Here is a 15,394-nt window from a genome sequence, read left to right as displayed (position 1 = left end):
CCACCGCGATTCCTGCGGCCAGCGGCGGATTCTCGGGCATCCCGGTCTTCGCCATCAGGCCGCTAGCCGCCTGCGCCAGCGTGTCGCGGCTCGGCCGCTTGACCCACGGCCCTTTCGGTCCCCATGAACTCGCCTGCGCATAGACGATTTTCGTATTATCCTTGAGCAGGTCGTCGAAGCCGAGTCCGAGGCGGTCCAGCACGCCGGGGCGGTAGTTGGTGAGCAAAACGTCGCATGATTTGGCGAGGCGATGGATGAGCGCGACGCCGCCGGGCTTCTTGAGATCGACGGTGATGCTGCGCTTGCCGCGATTCATCGCGGTGAAGTAGAACGAAACGTCCTGGTTCCTGGCCTCGGGCCCGCCGATCAGGCCGCACGTCAGCCATCGGCTCAAATCGCCGGTCTCGCGGTTTTCGATTTTGATTACGCTTGCACCCATGTCGGCGAGGACCAGCGCCGCGAACGGTCCCTGGATCTCCTGCCCGACTTCGATCACCTTGATGCCCTCAAGCGGCTTGCTCATCGTCCTTGCACTCTCCGTATGAGTTCGGTCGCGCCCCGAATATAGCGCGAATCGCACATTTGGCGTGTGCCGGCAAGAAGCGGGTGGGAGCGGCTTGGTGATCGCTCCGGGGCGCGGCTAATCTCGGATCGCGATGGAGCCAAGCATCTACAAGTATCCAGCGATTTTCCGCCGCGTGCACATGGAGAAGCCCGCCGAGATCGGCGCCGAGATCGATTTCATGCGCAAGGTCTGGCATCGCCATCTGAAGCGCCCCGTGCGCCGCGTGCTCGACGTCGCGTGCGGCGATTCTCCGCACGGGATCGCGCTTGCGCGCGCGGGAATTACGGTTGCCGGCATCGACCGCTCGCCGACGATGATCGCGGCCGGACGCAAGGCGGCGGGCGCTGCGCCGATTCGCTTTTACCGGAGATCGATCGAGCGGTTTCGGCTTCCCGAGCGTCCTTTCGACGCCGCCTTCTTCATGTCCGAGACGTTTCCGATCATGACCGGCAACCGCGAGCTGCTTTCCCATCTGGCGTCGGTCGGCCGGATGCTCGGACGCGGCGGACTCTATTGCGTCGATATCGATCGCCACGACGGCGTCGAGGTAGTCGCCGCGCGCAAGCTCTGGCGCAAGCGCAAGGTGCTGGCCGCCGGAACGCGAGTCGACGTGCGCGAATACCATTGTCCGATCGCCTGGTCGTCGGGACTGCATTCGATCTACGAGCTCGAGTGCACGATTCATTTTCCCGCCGGACCGGTGGTCACGCGCGACATCGTGCCGGTGCGCTACACCCTGCCGAGCCTGCTCGAGCTGGCTGCGCGCGCGAGCGGATACTTCACGATGGCGGCGTGCTATGCCGACCTTTCATTCACCAGGCCGATCGAGAAGTGCTACGGGCGCTGGCTCGGCGTGTTGCGCCGCGTATAGTTGCGATATGGCATCAGCAGCCGCCGGGCCAGGGAAAGAATAGATGGCGACGCGCGAAGCCGAGCGGGCGGCCCGGATGCTCACCGCGGACGAAGCCGCCGCGCAGCTCGGGGTCAAGCTCGGCACGCTCTACGCCTACGTCAGCCGCGGATGGCTTCGCAGCTATCGCCGGCGTATCGGACGCCAGGCGCTCTACCGCCGCGACGATATCGACGCGCTCCGCGATCTGGCCACCGCCGAGGGCGGGCGGCGCGGACGCAGCCTGCCCGACGCGTCTTCGTGGGTGACCGTCGCGCAACCGCCGTCGAGCGACGGTTCAACCTATGGCGTGATTGTCGCCGAGTCGGCGGTCAGTTCGATTATCGAAGGGCGGCTCGCCTATCGCGGTTATCCGGTGGAGGAACTGATCGCGCGGGCGCCATTCGAGGAAGTTTGCCTGCTGCTCTGGGAGGGCAAACGGCCGCTGCCCGGAGCGCTCGCGGCGCTACGCCAGGCGATATCGCGGGCCGAGGCGCCCGAGCGGGTCATCGGCGCGCTGCGCGCGGTTGGCGAAGACGCCTCGCCGCTGTTGCGCCTGGAGGTCGTGATGCCGGCGCTCGCGTCGCTTGAACGCCATCGCGGCACCCGTCCCACGGTCGAGCAGGGCACACGAATCATGAGCATCTTGCCGCTCGCGTTCGCGCGCGGCCGCTCGAGTTCCAACGGCGCCGGCGCGGGCGGCGCGGGGATGGCGGCGCGTCTGGCCAACGTCGCCTTGCACGCGCCCGCCGCCGAGTGGGAGATCGCGACGCTCGATCGCATCCTGGTCGCATGCGCCGAGCACGAGCTCAACGCCTCGACTTTTGCCGCGCGCGTGGTGGCCTCGACCGGCGCCGACCTTTACGCCTCGGTGCTGTCCGCGCTCTGCTCGCTCTCGGGCCCGATTCATGGCGGTGCGTGCGATCGGATCGAACAGATGTTCGCGCAACTCGACGCCGGCGCCCGTTTGGAGGACTGCCTCGCCGCGTTCAGCGTCAAATGGCGGCTGCCGCCGGGCTTCGGCCACGCGATCTATCCGTCCGGCGATCCGCGGGCGGTGCTGCTCAAGAAGGAAGCCGCTGAAATCGCGCGCCGGCGTGGCCGCCGACTGTTCGAGACCGCGCTCCGCGTCGAGGAGACCGTGTGGCAGCGCGAGCGGCTGCGTCCGAATCTCGATTTCTACCTGACCGTATGCGCCCGGATGCTCGGATTCGCGCGCGGGCTGCCGGCCGCGATTTTCGCTGTCGGCCGCGCCGCCGGATGGATCGCGCACAGCCTCGAGCAATACGCCGATAACCGGCTTATCCGACCGCGGATGCGCTATCGGGGCGTCCCGATGCGCCACTGGACCTGAAGGCGCGCGCTCGGCTTGCGCGCCTTTGACGGCGGACGCTCCGGGGTCGTATTAAATGACATCGCAGAGGTGAGCCGATGAAAGCGATTGCCAAGACCCGCCCGGCGCCCGGCGCGGAACTTATCGAAACCCCGGTGCCGCGTCCGGGCGAGGGCGAACTGCTGGTTAAGGTCGCGGCCTGCGGTATCTGCGGCTCCGATCTCCACATCTATGAATGGGAACTCGGCGCCGAGCGCGCGGTCGGCCGCCTGCCGGCGGTGCTCGGCCATGAGCCGGCTGGCGAGGTGGTCGAAGTCGGCGCCGGAGCGAGCGGCTTCAAGGTGGGCGATCACGTCGCGCTCGATCCGTTCGGCCAGTGCGGTCGATGCGGCTCGTGCACGGCAGGACGCTTCAACTATTGCGATTCGCCGACGCGCCTTAGCGGCGCGTTCGCCGAATTCTGCATCGCGCCGGTCACCAATTCATGGCTGGTGCCGAAGTCGATGGACATGGAGAGCGCCGCGATGCTCGAGCCGTACGCGACCGGCGTGCACGCGGTCGAAATCTCCGGTCTCCACGCCGGTGACAGCGCGGTAATCGAGGGGCCGGGGCCGATCGGGCTAAGCGCGGCGCTGTCGGCGCGTGCGCTCGGTGTCACTTCCATCGTCGTCACCGGGCTCAAGGTGGACTCCGAGCGGTTGGAACTCGCGCGGCGGATGGGCTTCAAAACCGTATGCGCGAGCGATCGCGACTGGCTCGACCAGGTCCGTGCGCAGATGCCGCCGGGCGGCGCCGACGTGGTCTTCGACGCGTCGGGAGCGCTGGATTCGGCGCGCCATATCGTGCGCAAGGGCGGTGCTCTGGTCCAGCTCGGATGGCCGGCGCGCGACGTTGCCGGGACGGAATTGCGCTCGCTTTTTTTCCACGGCGTCAGCATCATTCCCTCCCGCGTGCGCACGCCCGAGACCTGGCGGCGCGCGATCGCGAGCGTGGCGAGCGGCGCGGTTGATCTTAAGCCGATGGTTACGCATCGCTATGATCTGGATCACGGGCTGGAGGCGTTCGAGCTTTTGAAGGCGCGTCAGGGGGTCAAGGCTCTGATCTTGCCGGGTGCGTGAGGGTGCCCGCGATGGCTTCGGGAGCCGTCGCGGTTGCAACTTAAAGTTGTACTTCAGAATAGAGGTTAAGCAGCGATGAAGGACGGATACAGGATCGTCGACGTCGACAGCCATATGATGGAGCCCGAGTGGCTGTGGGAGAGACATATCGAGGACCGCTACAAGAGCGCCGCGCCCAAGATGGGAATCGCGGCCGCCTCGGGACGCCGCACCTTCCTCGTCGAAGGCGAGCCGTTCACGCGCGAAAAGGGCAAGTACCCGATGGCCGCGCCGGCGTTTTTCAAAACCGTGGCCAAAGCTATGGAGCGGTTCAAGCGCGCGAGCTCGACCGGCTTCAGCCCGCAGAGCCGTCTGCAGGACATGGACGAGCAGGGCGTGGACATCCAGGTGCTCTATCCGACCTTCGCCGGCCAGATGCTCGGGCGGCGCTTCAACGATCCCGAACTGCTCGCCGCCTGCTGCCGCGCCTACAACAACTGGGCGATCGAATACTGCTCGGCCAACTCAAAGCGGCTTCGTCCCGCGGCTATCCTGCCGATGCAGGACGTGGACAAGGCCGTCGCCGAGGCGAATCGCGCGGCCAAGCTGGGCGCGGTAAGCTTTTACGTGCGGCCCAACCCGGTGGACGGCTATTCGATTTTCGACGATTACTACCTGCCGCTGTGGACCGAGGTCGAACGCCTCGGCCTTCCGATTTCGACTCACGATTCGGCGTCCTCGTCGGTGCCATCGTTCGGCGACCGGATGAACACCCACGTGAGCGGCCACATCCTGTCCCATCCGTTCGAGGCTATGGCGGCGATGGCCGGGCTCATCTGGTACGGCGTGCTGGAGAAGCTGCCGAAGCTCAAGGTGGTCCACGTCGAGGCGGACGGCGGGTGGGTGCCGTACTGGCTGCAGCGGATGGAGCAGCATTGGAAGTACGGCGGGAATGCCGAACATGAGTATCTGACCAAGCCGCCGACCGAATACTTCAAGCACAACTTCTGGGTGGCGTTTCGCGGCGACGAGCCGACGATGAAGGCGGCGGTCGAACTGATCGGCGACGACAATTTTCTCTGGGACACCGACTACCCGCATCCCGACGGAACTTTCCCGTGGGGTATCGAAGCGATGCTGCGTCAGCCGATCGATCAGGCGAGCAGGCGCAAGATCCTGTGGGACAATGCGGTGCGCGCTTTCAATCTCAACTGAGAGGCGATCCGGCGAGGCTATAGGATGGATTTCGAATACACACCCGAACAGGAGGCCTTCCGCAAGGAGGTCCGCGCGTGGCTGCGCACCAATCTGCCGCCCGAGCTGTGCGTTGACGACGCGATGGACGAGCGGATCGCGCCCACGCGGGAGATCTTCGAGAAGCGCCGCCATTGGCAGGCCAAGGTCAACGCCGCCGGTTACGCGGGCCTTGCCTGGCCCAAGGAATACGGCGGACGCGCTGCGCCGCTGATGGAGCAGATCATCTTCGACGAAGAATACTCGCGCGCCCGCGCGCCTGTGCTGCCGGGCTACTCCGGCCTGCAGCTGCTCGGGCCGACCATGATGTACTGGGGCAGCGACGAGCAGAAGAAATACTACATCCCGCGCATCTTGAGCGCCGAGGACATCTGGTGCCAGGGTTACTCGGAGCCCGGCGCGGGCTCCGACCTCGCCGGACTGCAGACCCGCGCTGCGGACCATGGCGACTACTTCGTGGTCAACGGCCAGAAGGTGTGGACCTCCGGCGCGCAGTACGCCGATCGCATTTTCATGCTCGTGCGCACCGACCCGGAGGCGCCCAAGCACAAGGGCATCAGCTATCTGCTGGTTGACATGAAGAGCCCCGGCGTCGAGGTGCGGCCGCTGGTCCTGATGAACGGCCATCGCCACTTCAATGAGGTCTTCTTCGACAACGTCCAGGTACCCAAACAGAACCTGGTCGGGCCGCAGAACGAAGGATGGAAGGTCGCGATGACCACGCTCGGCTTCGAGCGCGGGATGGCGAGCGGCGGCGGCCATTCGTCCCAGGTGCGCCGGCTCGCGGAACTGGCGCATGCGGTGAAAATCGACGGCCGGCCGGCGTGGGAGCAGGAGTGGGTGCGCCAGCGCCTGGCCGAGTTCATGACCGAATGCGAGGCGCTCAAGTACACGCGGCTGCGCTCGCTAACGCGGCGGCTGAGGGGCCTGCAGCCCGGACCCGAGGGCTCGGTGTTGAAGCTCGCCGGCTCGGAGCTGGGGGTCGCGATCGCGCGCTTCGCAAGCGAGCTCCTGGGCCATCACGCGCTGCTGAGCGAGCCGATGGGTGAAGTGCCCGACGCGCCGCGCTGGCTCAACCGGCTGCTCAGCTCGCGCCAGTACACGATCGCGGGCGGCACGAGCGAGATCCAGCGCAACATCATCGGCGAGCGCCAGCTTGGCCTGCCCAAGGGCTGAGCGGCCGCGGTCCGAGAACGGATGAAACGGGCACGCGCCGCGATCGCGGCGCATGCCCGTTCTATTCGCGAATCGTGCGACGGACTATCCGGCGAGCTTGCGGCGCAGGACCTCGTTGACCACCTTGGGATTCGCCTTCCCGCCCATCGCTTTCATCACCGCGCCGACGAAAAATCCGTACAGCTTGTCGCGCCCGGCGCGGTATTCGGTGAGTTTTGCGCCCTCGGCCGCGAGCACCTTATCGCACGCCTCGGCGATCGCGGCCTCGTCGGACACTTGCGCCATCTGTTCTTGAATCTCCGCCAGTTTGGCTGCAACGCTGTTCTTGCTGTAGAAGGTTTTCGGCTCGCGCTGACCTGTCTCGCACCACTTCGAAAATGCATTTTTTGCGGCGTTCAAGCTCAAGCTTCCCATAAGAACCATCACCAACAAGCGGGCGGTTCCCTCGGCTGGCGGGACGGCCTCTTTTAGTCCCTTTCCTGACTCGCGGACCGCACGCAACACTTCGGTCATAACCCAATTGGTTGCGAGTTTCGTAGCATTCATACGTTCGAAGCCAGCTTCCGTCAGCTCGCTACCCCGGAGTTGCTCCAACACCTCCTCGAAGTAGCTAGCCACCTCGCCATCGCTCGTTATTACGCCGGCCTCGTACGCGCTGAGGTTAAAATCCCGTACATAGCGCGCCCGGCGCTCAGCCGGCAGTTCGGGCATCGCCGCGTGGACTTCCTCGACCAGGTCCGGCGGCACGACGAGCGGCGGCAGGTCGGGTTCGGGAAAGTAGCGATAGTCGTTGGCGAACTCCTTCGAGCGCATCGGGCGCGTCACTTCTCGCTCGGAGTCCCACAGATGAGTCTCCTGGGCGATAGGGCGCCCGGCGCTCAGTTCTTCGATCTGGCGATTGACTTCATATGCGATCGCCTTCTCCACGAAGCGAAAGGAGTTGAGATTCTTTATTTCGGTCCTGGCGCCTAACTCCGCAGTCCCGCGCGGACGCACCGAGACATTGACGTCGCATCGCAGACTTCCTTCTTCCATCTTGCCATCGGAAGCGCCGACGGCGACGAGGATCGCGCGCAGCTCGCGCAGATAGTCAACCGCCTCTTCGGGCGAGCGGATATCCGGCTCGCTGACGATCTCCATCAGCGGCACGCCCGAGCGGTTGAAATCCACCAGGCTCGCGTTCTCCGCATGGATGTTCTTGCCGGCGTCCTCTTCCAGATGGATTCGCACGAGCCGGATGCGTTTCGGCTCTCCGCTGGCGTGCGCCGGCAGCTCTATATAGCCGCCGCTGCATAGCGGTTGATCGTACTGACTAATCTGATAGCCCTTGGGCAGGTCGGGATAGAAATAGCTTTTGCGCGCGAACACCGAGTGTGGCTCGATTTTGCAGTGTGCAGCAAGGCCCGTGCGAATAGCCAGTTCGAGAACGTGGCGATTGAGCACCGGCAGCACTCCCGGCATCGCCATGCACACCGGGCAGACGTTATGATTGGGTGGCGCGCCGAAATCCGTCGCGCATCCGCAGAACAGCTTGGAGCGCGTGAGCATGTGGGCATGGACTTCCAGCCCGATTACCATCTCGTATGCGTTGTTAGTCCGCATTTCCTTTGATGTCCGTGGATGCTTTTACCGGCGTCTCAACCAGTGTGTTACGCGCGACGTCAATCGAGACCGCGACCCCTACAAAGTTCAAATCGGGGCCGAGCGGCGTCGGAACCTACACGTCGGCTTGGAGGAGCCTCACATAATCCGGCGACCTTAGTCCATCCTGTCGATTCATAAAATATCGCGCTGCCGCATCGTCGGGAGTGAGATGGGAGACGCGGGAGAACCCGAGCCCGATCAGGTGCTGCGATATCGCGTCGGGTGTGAAGTAGGTTAGCCATGGTTCACCGGCCTCAGCGGCTAACTTCAGAACAGCTTGGAGAAAAGCCGTTTCTTCCGGAGTCCATGAGTCAGGAGGAAGTATAAACTCAATGATGATTGTGCTCCGTTTCGGCATCGACAAAACGAACTGCAAGGTAGAGTCTATGGCTCGTTTGGTCAAATACTGGGTAACGCCGAGCCACGAAAAGAAGGTAAGCGCTCGATGATCCAGAGAGGATGTGGCGAGGCCCTCCGTCAACGACGCCCGCTCGAAGTCAATCGGGCAGAACTCCACATTGGCCGGGACGGCTATCCCGCGCTTAGCCAGGTATTCGCGCTTGACCTTCTGACTCTCCGGGTGGTCGACCTCGAAGATACGAAGTTTTGCAGCCCAGCTCGGCTGGCGGTACGCGAACGTATCCATCCCTGCACCGAGCAGGACGTATTGCGCGATACCATTGGCGACCGCCTCCTGGAGCGAGTCCTCCGTGTAGCGGCTTCGCAGTACGAAGATGGAGCGGAACCAAGTTGGAGGTCGGAAGAGAGAGTCCGGCGGTGCTGCCAAGATCTCCTCACGGCTGGAACCCTCGACCAGTCCCACGGCAAGAGGATCGTCGAGAATTTTTGGGTCGGCGTCCAGGACCTGATGCACCGCCCTGAAAATCGCGGCACCGAGCATCGTGCGGCTGGGCTTTCGCTGCGCCATTAACTTAATCCGGTCGTTACTCGATGTTGTGTTCAGTTGTGCGATGCCAACTTAAAGCCGCGGCGCGGGCTGCGCAAATCCGCCCGAGCGCTCCCACGCGTCGCCTGCCCGCAGGATCGCCTCCTCGCCGAAAGGAGGGCCGATCAGTTGCAGGCCGATCGGCATTCCCAAGGCGTCGGCACCGCACGGCACCGACATCCCGGGCAGCCCGGCGAGATTCACCGAGATGGTGAAAATATCCGACAGGTACATCTTGAGCGGATCGTCGGTCTTTTCGCCGAGCCGAAAGGCGGTAGTCGGCGCAACCGGCGCCGCGATCAGGTCGCACTGCTCGAATGCGCGCTCGAAGTCGCGCCGGATGAGCGTGCGCACCTTTTGCGCCTTCAGGTAGTAAGCGTCGTAGTAGCCGGCGGAGAGCGCGAAGGTGCCGAGCATGATGCGCCGTTTGACCTCGGCGCCGAAGCCTTGTGCGCGCGTGCGATTGTAGAGCTCGATATTGTTGTCGGCGCCGGCGCGCAGTCCGTAGCGCACGCCGTCGTAGCGCGCCAGGTTCGCACTCGCCTCGGCGGTGGCGATGAGATAGTAGGCCGCCACCGCGTAGCCGGTGTGAGGAAGCGAAATCTCGACCGTCCGCGCGCCCATCGCCTCCAACCGCTGGAGCGAGGCGTGCACCGCGGCTTCGACCGCCGCGTCCATCCCCTCGACGAAGTATTCTTTGGGCACCCCGATGTGCATCCCGCGCACCTCGCCAGTTAGTGCGCGTTCGTAGTCGGGAACCGGCCGCGCCGAGCAGGTCGAGTCGCGCAGGTCGGCGCCGGCGACTGCGTACAGCACCGTCGCGGCGTCGCGCACGGTGCGCGCGAACGGGCCAACCTGATCGAGCGACGACGCGTACGCGATCACGCCGTAGCGGCTCACGCGACTGTAGGTCGGCTTGATCCCGACCACGCCGCAAAACGAGGCCGGCAGCCGAATCGAGCCGCCGGTGTCGGTGCCCAGCGAGGCGAGACATTCCCCGGCGGCGACGGCCGCGGCCGATCCGCCGGAGGAGCCGCCGGCGACGCGTTCGAGGTCGTGGGGATTGCGAGTCGGTCCATAGGCCGAGTTTTCCGTCGACGATCCCATCGCGAATTCGTCAAGGTTGGCCTTGCCGACGAAGACCGCGCCCGCGGCGCGCAGCCGCTCGATAACGGTCGCGTCGAACGGCGGGACGAAGTTGTCGAGGATCTTCGAGGCGCAGGTCGTGCGCACGCCGCGCGTACAATAGATGTCCTTGATGCCGAGCGGGATGCCGCAGAGGTCGGGCGCGCCGCCCTGGGCGAGGCGGCGGTCGGCGTCCTCGGCTTGCGCTATCGCCTCGGCCGCGGAGACCGTGATGAAGGCGTTGAGGCGCGGCTCGACAGCGGCGATGCGCTCGAGGCAATCGCGGGTGAGCTCGCGCGCGCTGATTTCGCGCCGCCGCAGGCGCTCGCGTGCTTCGGTTATCGTGAGCCGGTTCAGGTCGGACCCCATGTTGGTCGCCAGTCTCTACTCGATGATTTTTACTGGATGGTCTTTATTCGATGATCTTGGGCACTTTGAAGAAGAAGCCTTCGCGCGCGGGCGCGTTGGCCAGCATCGCGTCGGCCGCCGCCGGATTGGTCACTTCGTCCTCGCGCATCGGCGTGCCGGCCTCACCGACCTGCGCCGTCGGCTTGACCCCGCCGGTATCGAGCTCGTTGAGCTTGTCGACGTAGCCGAGCATTTCGCTCATCTCAGCCTGGAGCCGCTGCTCCTCGGCCGGTGCAAGCTCCAGGCGCGCGAGCCGCGCGACGTGGCGGACTTGCTCAAGACTGATTTTTTCCCGTGCCATCGCGGTTAATCCTAACATCGGTTGTGCGCCAAGTCAGGTTCCGGGGCGAAGACGGCTTGCCAGCGGCCATGGAGAACCCTACCTTTGTGAGCAGTGAAACTCGCGGGCCGCGTTGGCGCTTGGATCGAGGAGCTCTCGAATCTGCGCGATTTCGGATGGCGCTCGCTTGCGGGACTGGACCGGATCGCGCTGGGGCGCAGGGGCGAGCGCATCGCCGAGCGCCATCTGAAGCGAAAAGGATACCGGATCCTGGAACGCAATTTTCGCGGCGCGGGAGCGGAGATCGACCTGGTCGCGATGGACGGTGAAACGCTGGTCTTCGTCGAAGTCAAAACCCGGCGCACGGCGCTCGCGGGAACGCCCCAGGAAGCGGTGAACTGGCACAAGCAGCGCCATCTGCGGCGCGCGGGCGAGATATACGCGCGGCGCCATCGCATGGACGGCCGCCCGATCCGCTTCGACGTGGTCGCGATCCTTGAGGACGGCTCCGGCCGCCATCTCGAACTTTTGAGGGACGCCTTCTGAATGCTTGATATCCGACTCATTCGCGAAAAACCTGACTTCGTAAAAGCCGAACTCGCCAAGTGCGGCGTCGATCCCGCCGAGATCGATCGGATGCTGGAGACCGATGCGCGCCGCCGCCGCTTCCAGCACGAGCTGGATGAGCTGCGCGCGCAGCGTACCCGCGAATCGCGCGAGCTGGGCAAGGCGTCGCCCGAAGAGCGCGAGCGGCGCCGCGCCGAGATGCGCGCGCTCGGCGATCGCATCTCGGTCGACGAGCGCGAGCTGACTGAGACCGAGCGGCAGTTCGAAGAATTGATGCTCGCCATGCGCAATCTGCCGCGTCCGTACGTCCCGGCCGGGAAGAGCGAAGCCGACAACAGGATCGTTCGCAGCGAAGGTCAGCCGGGCGAATTCGCTTTCAAGCCGCTGCCGCACTGGGAGTTGGGCGAACGGCTCGGGATTATCGACTTCGAGCGTGGGGTGAAGCTCGCGGGCACGCGCTTTTACGTGCTGATGGGAATGGGGGCGCGGCTCGAGCGCGCGCTCATCGCCTGGATGCTCGACCTCAAGACGCTGGAGCAGGGTTACCTGGAAGTGATTCCGCCGCTGATGGTCAACAGCGCGACCGCCACCGGCACCGGCCAGCTGCCGAAGTTCGGCGACACGATGTACCGCGATATAGAGGAGGACTACTGGTTCATTCCGACCTCCGAGGTGCCGCTGACCAATCTGTACCGCGATGAAATCCTCGAGGCCGAGCGGTTGCCGATCTACCTGACGGCCTACACACCGTGCTTTCGGCGCGAGAAGATGTCGGCCGGGCGCGACGTTCGCGGGATCAAGCGCGGCCATCAGTTCGACAAGGTCGAGATGGTCAAGTTGGTGGCGCCCGAGAGTTCGGACGAGGAGTTGGAAAAACTGGTCGAAAACGCCTGCGAAGTGTGCCGGCGGCTCAAGATCCCGTTCCGCGTCGTGCAGCTTTGCACTGCCGACCTCGGGTTTTCGAGCGCAGCGACCTACGACATCGAGATGTGGGCGCCGGGGTCGGAAGAGTGGCTCGAGGTCAGCTCGTGTTCCAACTGTACGGACTTTCAGCCGCGCCGCGCTAATCTGCGTTTTCGGCGCGGCAAGGGCGGGCGTCCCGAATTCGTCCACGCGCTGAACGGTTCAGGGCTGGGATTGCCCCGCACGCTGATTGCCGTGCTCGAGAACTATCAACAGGCGGATGGCACCGTGGTAGTGCCCGAAGTATTGCGGCCCTACATGGCCGGAGTCGAAATAATCCGTCCGCGGTAAAGGAAAAGCACGGCAAAAAACTCGTCTGCCGATCTTAAGAGGCTGTCGATAAATAAGACACGATCGTGACACGCGACGCTTAGTTAACACGCACGTAACATTCGCTCGTTACCTTTCAACCGGGGGGATTGTAGCCTTTCAGTAGATCACAGCGGAGCCGCCGTAGATTCAAAGGGCAGTCTGGCCGCAAACAGTTGTCACCTTGGCCGAAATTCTCGAAGCAACGCATGACAATGTAGGTGTGGCCGCGCGCCCGGCGCGCGTCGGCTCTTTTCGCGTCCACTTGTTCGGCGATCGGTTCTTTAACCTGGTCACCCTTCTGCTGACGCTGGTCGGACTCAGCATTCTGGTCGGCCTTGCAATCGCGCTGGTGGTCGATTCCTCGCCTTCGATCAGAGCCTTCGGCTGGTCCTTCGTCGTCAGCACTGACTGGGACCCGGTCAATGAGAAGTTCGGCGCGTTGCCGTTCATTTACGGAACGCTGGTCTCCTCGACCATCGCCCTGGCCATCGCCGTGCCGCTCAGCCTCGGGGTCGGACTCTGCCTGAGCGAGATGGCGCCGGCGTGGCTCGGCCGGCGGCTCGGCTTCATGGTCGAGTTGCTGGCCGCAATACCTTCCGTCGTGTATGGGCTGTGGGCGATTTTCGTCCTGGGCCCATGGCTGCGCGACCATATCGAACCGGTGCTGGGCAAGGCGCTTGGATTCACGCCGCTCTTTCAGGGTCCGCGCGTCTCGGTAAGCATGCTGTGCGCCGGCGTCCTGCTTGCGATCATGGTGGTGCCGTATATTGCCGCGGTCTGCACCGACGTCTTTCGCGCCGTGCCGCAGTCCCAGCGCGAGGCCGCGCTGGCGCTGGGCGCGACGCGCTGGGAAATGGTGCGGATCGCCGTCCTGCCGTACGGACTTTCGGGCGTGATCGGGGCGATCATGCTGGGTCTGGGTCGCGCGCTCGGCGAGACCATCGCGGTTGCGATGGTGATCGGCAATTCCCCGCAGATATCGGCGTCGCTGTTTGCGCCCTCGGCCACGCTCGCCAGCGTGATCGCCAACGAGTTCACCGAGGCGACCTCGACGCTGTACCTCTCGTCGCTGGTCGAACTGGGCCTGGTGTTGCTGGTAGTCGGACTCGTGCTCAACGTTGTCGCGCGAGCGCTGGTGCTGGGCGCGACGCAGCGCCGTTTCGAGGAGGACAATTGAGCGCCACGTCTGCCATCCGCACGCGCCGGACGATCTGGCGCAAAATGAAGAGCGACCTGATGATGGGCGTGACCGTGCTCGCGACCGTCATCACCCTGCTCCCGCTGTTCATCATCCTGGCCTACCTGTTCGCCAAGGGAGCTTCGAGCCTTAATCTCGCGTTCTTCACCCATATGCCGGCGCCGGTGGGTGAAAAGGGTGGCGGGATGGCCAACGCAATCGTCGGCACGCTCGAGCTTATCGGGCTCGCGAGCCTGATCGGGGTGCCGACGGGGATCGGCGCGGGACTCTACCTCGCGGCCCATCGCGGCGGCCGTTTGGCCGCCGCGGCGCGTTTTGGCGCCGACGTGATGATGGGGGTGCCGTCGATCGTGGTCGGAATCTTCGCCTACGCGGTCCTGGTGCGGCCGATGAACGGGTTTTCAACCCTGGCCGGCGCAGTGGCGCTCGCGGTGATCATGATTCCGCTGGTGACGCGAACGACCGAAGAGATGCTGTTGCTGGTGCCGCACGAACTGCGCGAGGCCGCGCTGGCCCTGGGCGTGCCGGCCTGGCGCACGACCTTGTGGGTGGTGGCGCGCACGGCGGCCAGCGGAATCGCCACCGGCGCCATTCTCGCGATCGCCCGGATCGCGGGCGAGACCGCGCCGCTGCTGTTTACGGCCTTCGGCAACCGTTTCTGGTCGACTTCGCTGACCGAGCCGATCTCCTCGCTCACGGTGCAGGTCTATACCTACGCGATTTCACCGTTTCCCGACTGGCAGCGCCAGGCCTGGGCGGGAGCGCTCGTCCTCACGACCATCGTACTGGCGCTGGAGTTGGGCGTAAGATGGGTGACACGAGGAGATACGCGGGTCGCGCGCTAGATCGCCATGGCCGAAAAGCTGGTCGCACGTCATCTGAGCGCCTACTTCGGGCAAACCCGCGCGCTGCACGACATCACCCTGGCGTTTCCGGCCAACATGATGACGGCGATCATCGGGCCCTCGGGATGCGGCAAGTCGACGCTGGTGCGATGCCTCAACCGGATGCACGAAGTAGTCGCCGGCGCGCGCACCGAGGGTGAGGTGATGCTCGACGGTGAAGACATCTACGCGCCCGGCATCGATCCGGTACAGGTGCGGCGACGGATCGGGATGGTGTTCCAGAAGCCGACGCCGTTTCCGACCATGTCGATCGAAGACAACGTGGCCGCGGGCCTCAGGCTCAACGGTGTCGCGCTCAAGCGCCCGGAGCGCGATCGAATCGTCGAGCGGAGCCTGCGCCAGGCGGCCCTATGGGATGAAGTCAAGGAGCGTCTGCGCCGCCCCGGCGCGAGCCTCTCGGGCGGCCAGCAGCAGCGGCTGTGCGTCGCGCGGGCGCTCGCCGTCGAACCCGAAGTGCTGCTGATGGACGAGCCGTGCTCGGCGCTCGACCCGATCTCGACCGCGCGCATCGAGGAGCTCTTGTTGGAGCTCAAGGCCAATTACACAATCGTGCTGGTAACGCATAACATGCAGCAGGCCGCTCGCACGGCGGACCTTACTGCCTTTCTGTACACCGGGGATCTGATCGAATTCGGCGAGACCCGGCAAATCTTCACCAACCCGGCCCGCCGCGAGACCGAAGACTACATCACCGGGCGTTTCGGCTAACCGCGGGCCAAGGGGAGGAAGGCG

Annotated in this window: 15 protein-coding genes; 10 read left to right on the top strand and 5 right to left on the bottom strand. The window is 64.7% G+C overall.

Features of this window, described 5'->3' with window-relative positions; all coding sequences use genetic code 11:
* Positions 1 to 523: CaiB/BaiF CoA-transferase family protein (locus tag VMI09_11445; GenBank protein ID HTQ25301.1), on the bottom strand; the 523-nt coding region annotated here is incomplete at its 3' end.
* Between the two features lie 133 nt (positions 524 to 656).
* On the opposite strand from VMI09_11445, the gene VMI09_11440 reads away from it, so the two are divergent.
* From VMI09_11440 to VMI09_11420, 5 genes are all read left to right on the top strand, one after another.
* Positions 657 to 1,436, top strand: a complete 780-nt coding sequence (locus tag VMI09_11440; GenBank protein ID HTQ25300.1) for a methyltransferase domain-containing protein — start codon at positions 657 to 659, stop codon at positions 1,434 to 1,436.
* 43 nt (positions 1,437 to 1,479) lie between these two features.
* The gene (locus VMI09_11435; protein HTQ25299.1) at positions 1,480 to 2,808 is read left to right on the top strand and encodes a citrate/2-methylcitrate synthase; all 1,329 of its coding nucleotides are present in this window, start codon (positions 1,480 to 1,482) and stop codon (positions 2,806 to 2,808) included.
* A gap of 77 nt (positions 2,809 to 2,885) precedes the next feature.
* On the top strand, positions 2,886 to 3,905 hold the full coding sequence (locus VMI09_11430) for an alcohol dehydrogenase catalytic domain-containing protein (protein HTQ25298.1): 1,020 nt from the start codon (positions 2,886 to 2,888) through the stop codon (positions 3,903 to 3,905).
* Between the two features lie 75 nt (positions 3,906 to 3,980).
* On the top strand, positions 3,981 to 5,099 hold the full coding sequence (locus tag VMI09_11425) for an amidohydrolase family protein (protein HTQ25297.1): 1,119 nt from the start codon (positions 3,981 to 3,983) through the stop codon (positions 5,097 to 5,099).
* Positions 5,100 to 5,123: 24 nt separating this feature from the next.
* Positions 5,124 to 6,314 carry an acyl-CoA dehydrogenase gene (locus tag VMI09_11420; GenBank protein ID HTQ25296.1) on the top strand — a complete coding sequence of 397 codons (1,191 nt, stop codon included), beginning with the start codon at positions 5,124 to 5,126 and terminating at the stop codon, positions 6,312 to 6,314.
* 84 nt (positions 6,315 to 6,398) lie between these two features.
* Here VMI09_11420 and gatB read toward each other — a convergent pair whose 3' ends face one another.
* The 4 genes from gatB to gatC form a co-directional block, all read right to left on the bottom strand.
* A complete protein-coding gene (gene gatB, locus VMI09_11415) occupies positions 6,399 to 7,916 on the bottom strand; it encodes an Asp-tRNA(Asn)/Glu-tRNA(Gln) amidotransferase subunit GatB (protein ID HTQ25295.1) in 1,518 nt (505 codons plus the stop codon).
* 115 nt (positions 7,917 to 8,031) lie between these two features.
* The gene (locus tag VMI09_11410) at positions 8,032 to 8,886 is read right to left on the bottom strand and encodes a class I SAM-dependent methyltransferase (protein HTQ25294.1); all 855 of its coding nucleotides are present in this window, start codon (positions 8,884 to 8,886) and stop codon (positions 8,032 to 8,034) included.
* A gap of 51 nt (positions 8,887 to 8,937) precedes the next feature.
* Positions 8,938 to 10,398 (bottom strand): Asp-tRNA(Asn)/Glu-tRNA(Gln) amidotransferase subunit GatA, encoded by a 1,461-nt coding sequence (gene gatA / locus VMI09_11405; protein HTQ25293.1) that lies wholly within the window; start codon positions 10,396 to 10,398, stop codon positions 8,938 to 8,940.
* Positions 10,399 to 10,441: 43 nt separating this feature from the next.
* Positions 10,442 to 10,738, bottom strand: a complete 297-nt coding sequence (gene gatC, locus VMI09_11400; protein HTQ25292.1) for an Asp-tRNA(Asn)/Glu-tRNA(Gln) amidotransferase subunit GatC — start codon at positions 10,736 to 10,738, stop codon at positions 10,442 to 10,444.
* Between the two features lie 93 nt (positions 10,739 to 10,831).
* Between gatC and VMI09_11395 the strand changes: the two genes are divergently transcribed.
* The 5 genes from VMI09_11395 to pstB all read left to right on the top strand — a co-directional run bounded on the left by VMI09_11395 (position 10,832) and on the right by pstB (position 15,370).
* A complete protein-coding gene (locus VMI09_11395; protein HTQ25291.1) occupies positions 10,832 to 11,263 on the top strand; it encodes a YraN family protein in 432 nt (143 codons plus the stop codon).
* Positions 11,264 to 12,538 (top strand): serine--tRNA ligase, encoded by a 1,275-nt coding sequence (gene serS, locus VMI09_11390; protein ID HTQ25290.1) that lies wholly within the window; start codon positions 11,264 to 11,266, stop codon positions 12,536 to 12,538.
* Between the two features lie 241 nt (positions 12,539 to 12,779).
* The gene (gene pstC / locus VMI09_11385; GenBank protein HTQ25289.1) at positions 12,780 to 13,736 is read left to right on the top strand and encodes a phosphate ABC transporter permease subunit PstC; all 957 of its coding nucleotides are present in this window, start codon (positions 12,780 to 12,782) and stop codon (positions 13,734 to 13,736) included.
* Positions 13,733 to 14,602 carry a phosphate ABC transporter permease PstA gene (gene pstA / locus VMI09_11380; protein HTQ25288.1) on the top strand — a complete coding sequence of 290 codons (870 nt, stop codon included), beginning with the start codon at positions 13,733 to 13,735 and terminating at the stop codon, positions 14,600 to 14,602. Before pstC ends, pstA begins: the two co-directional genes overlap by 4 nt.
* Positions 14,603 to 14,608: 6 nt before the next feature.
* On the top strand, positions 14,609 to 15,370 hold the full coding sequence (gene pstB, locus VMI09_11375; protein ID HTQ25287.1) for a phosphate ABC transporter ATP-binding protein PstB: 762 nt from the start codon (positions 14,609 to 14,611) through the stop codon (positions 15,368 to 15,370).
* Positions 15,371 to 15,394: the final 24 nt, after the last annotated feature.

Source organism: Candidatus Binataceae bacterium, from assembly GCA_035500095.1.
Taxonomy (GTDB): domain Bacteria; phylum Desulfobacterota; class Binatia; order Binatales; family Binataceae; genus JAKAVN01.
Note: the sequence above shows the minus strand (reverse complement) of the source record. Positions and strands in the feature narration are given on the sequence as shown.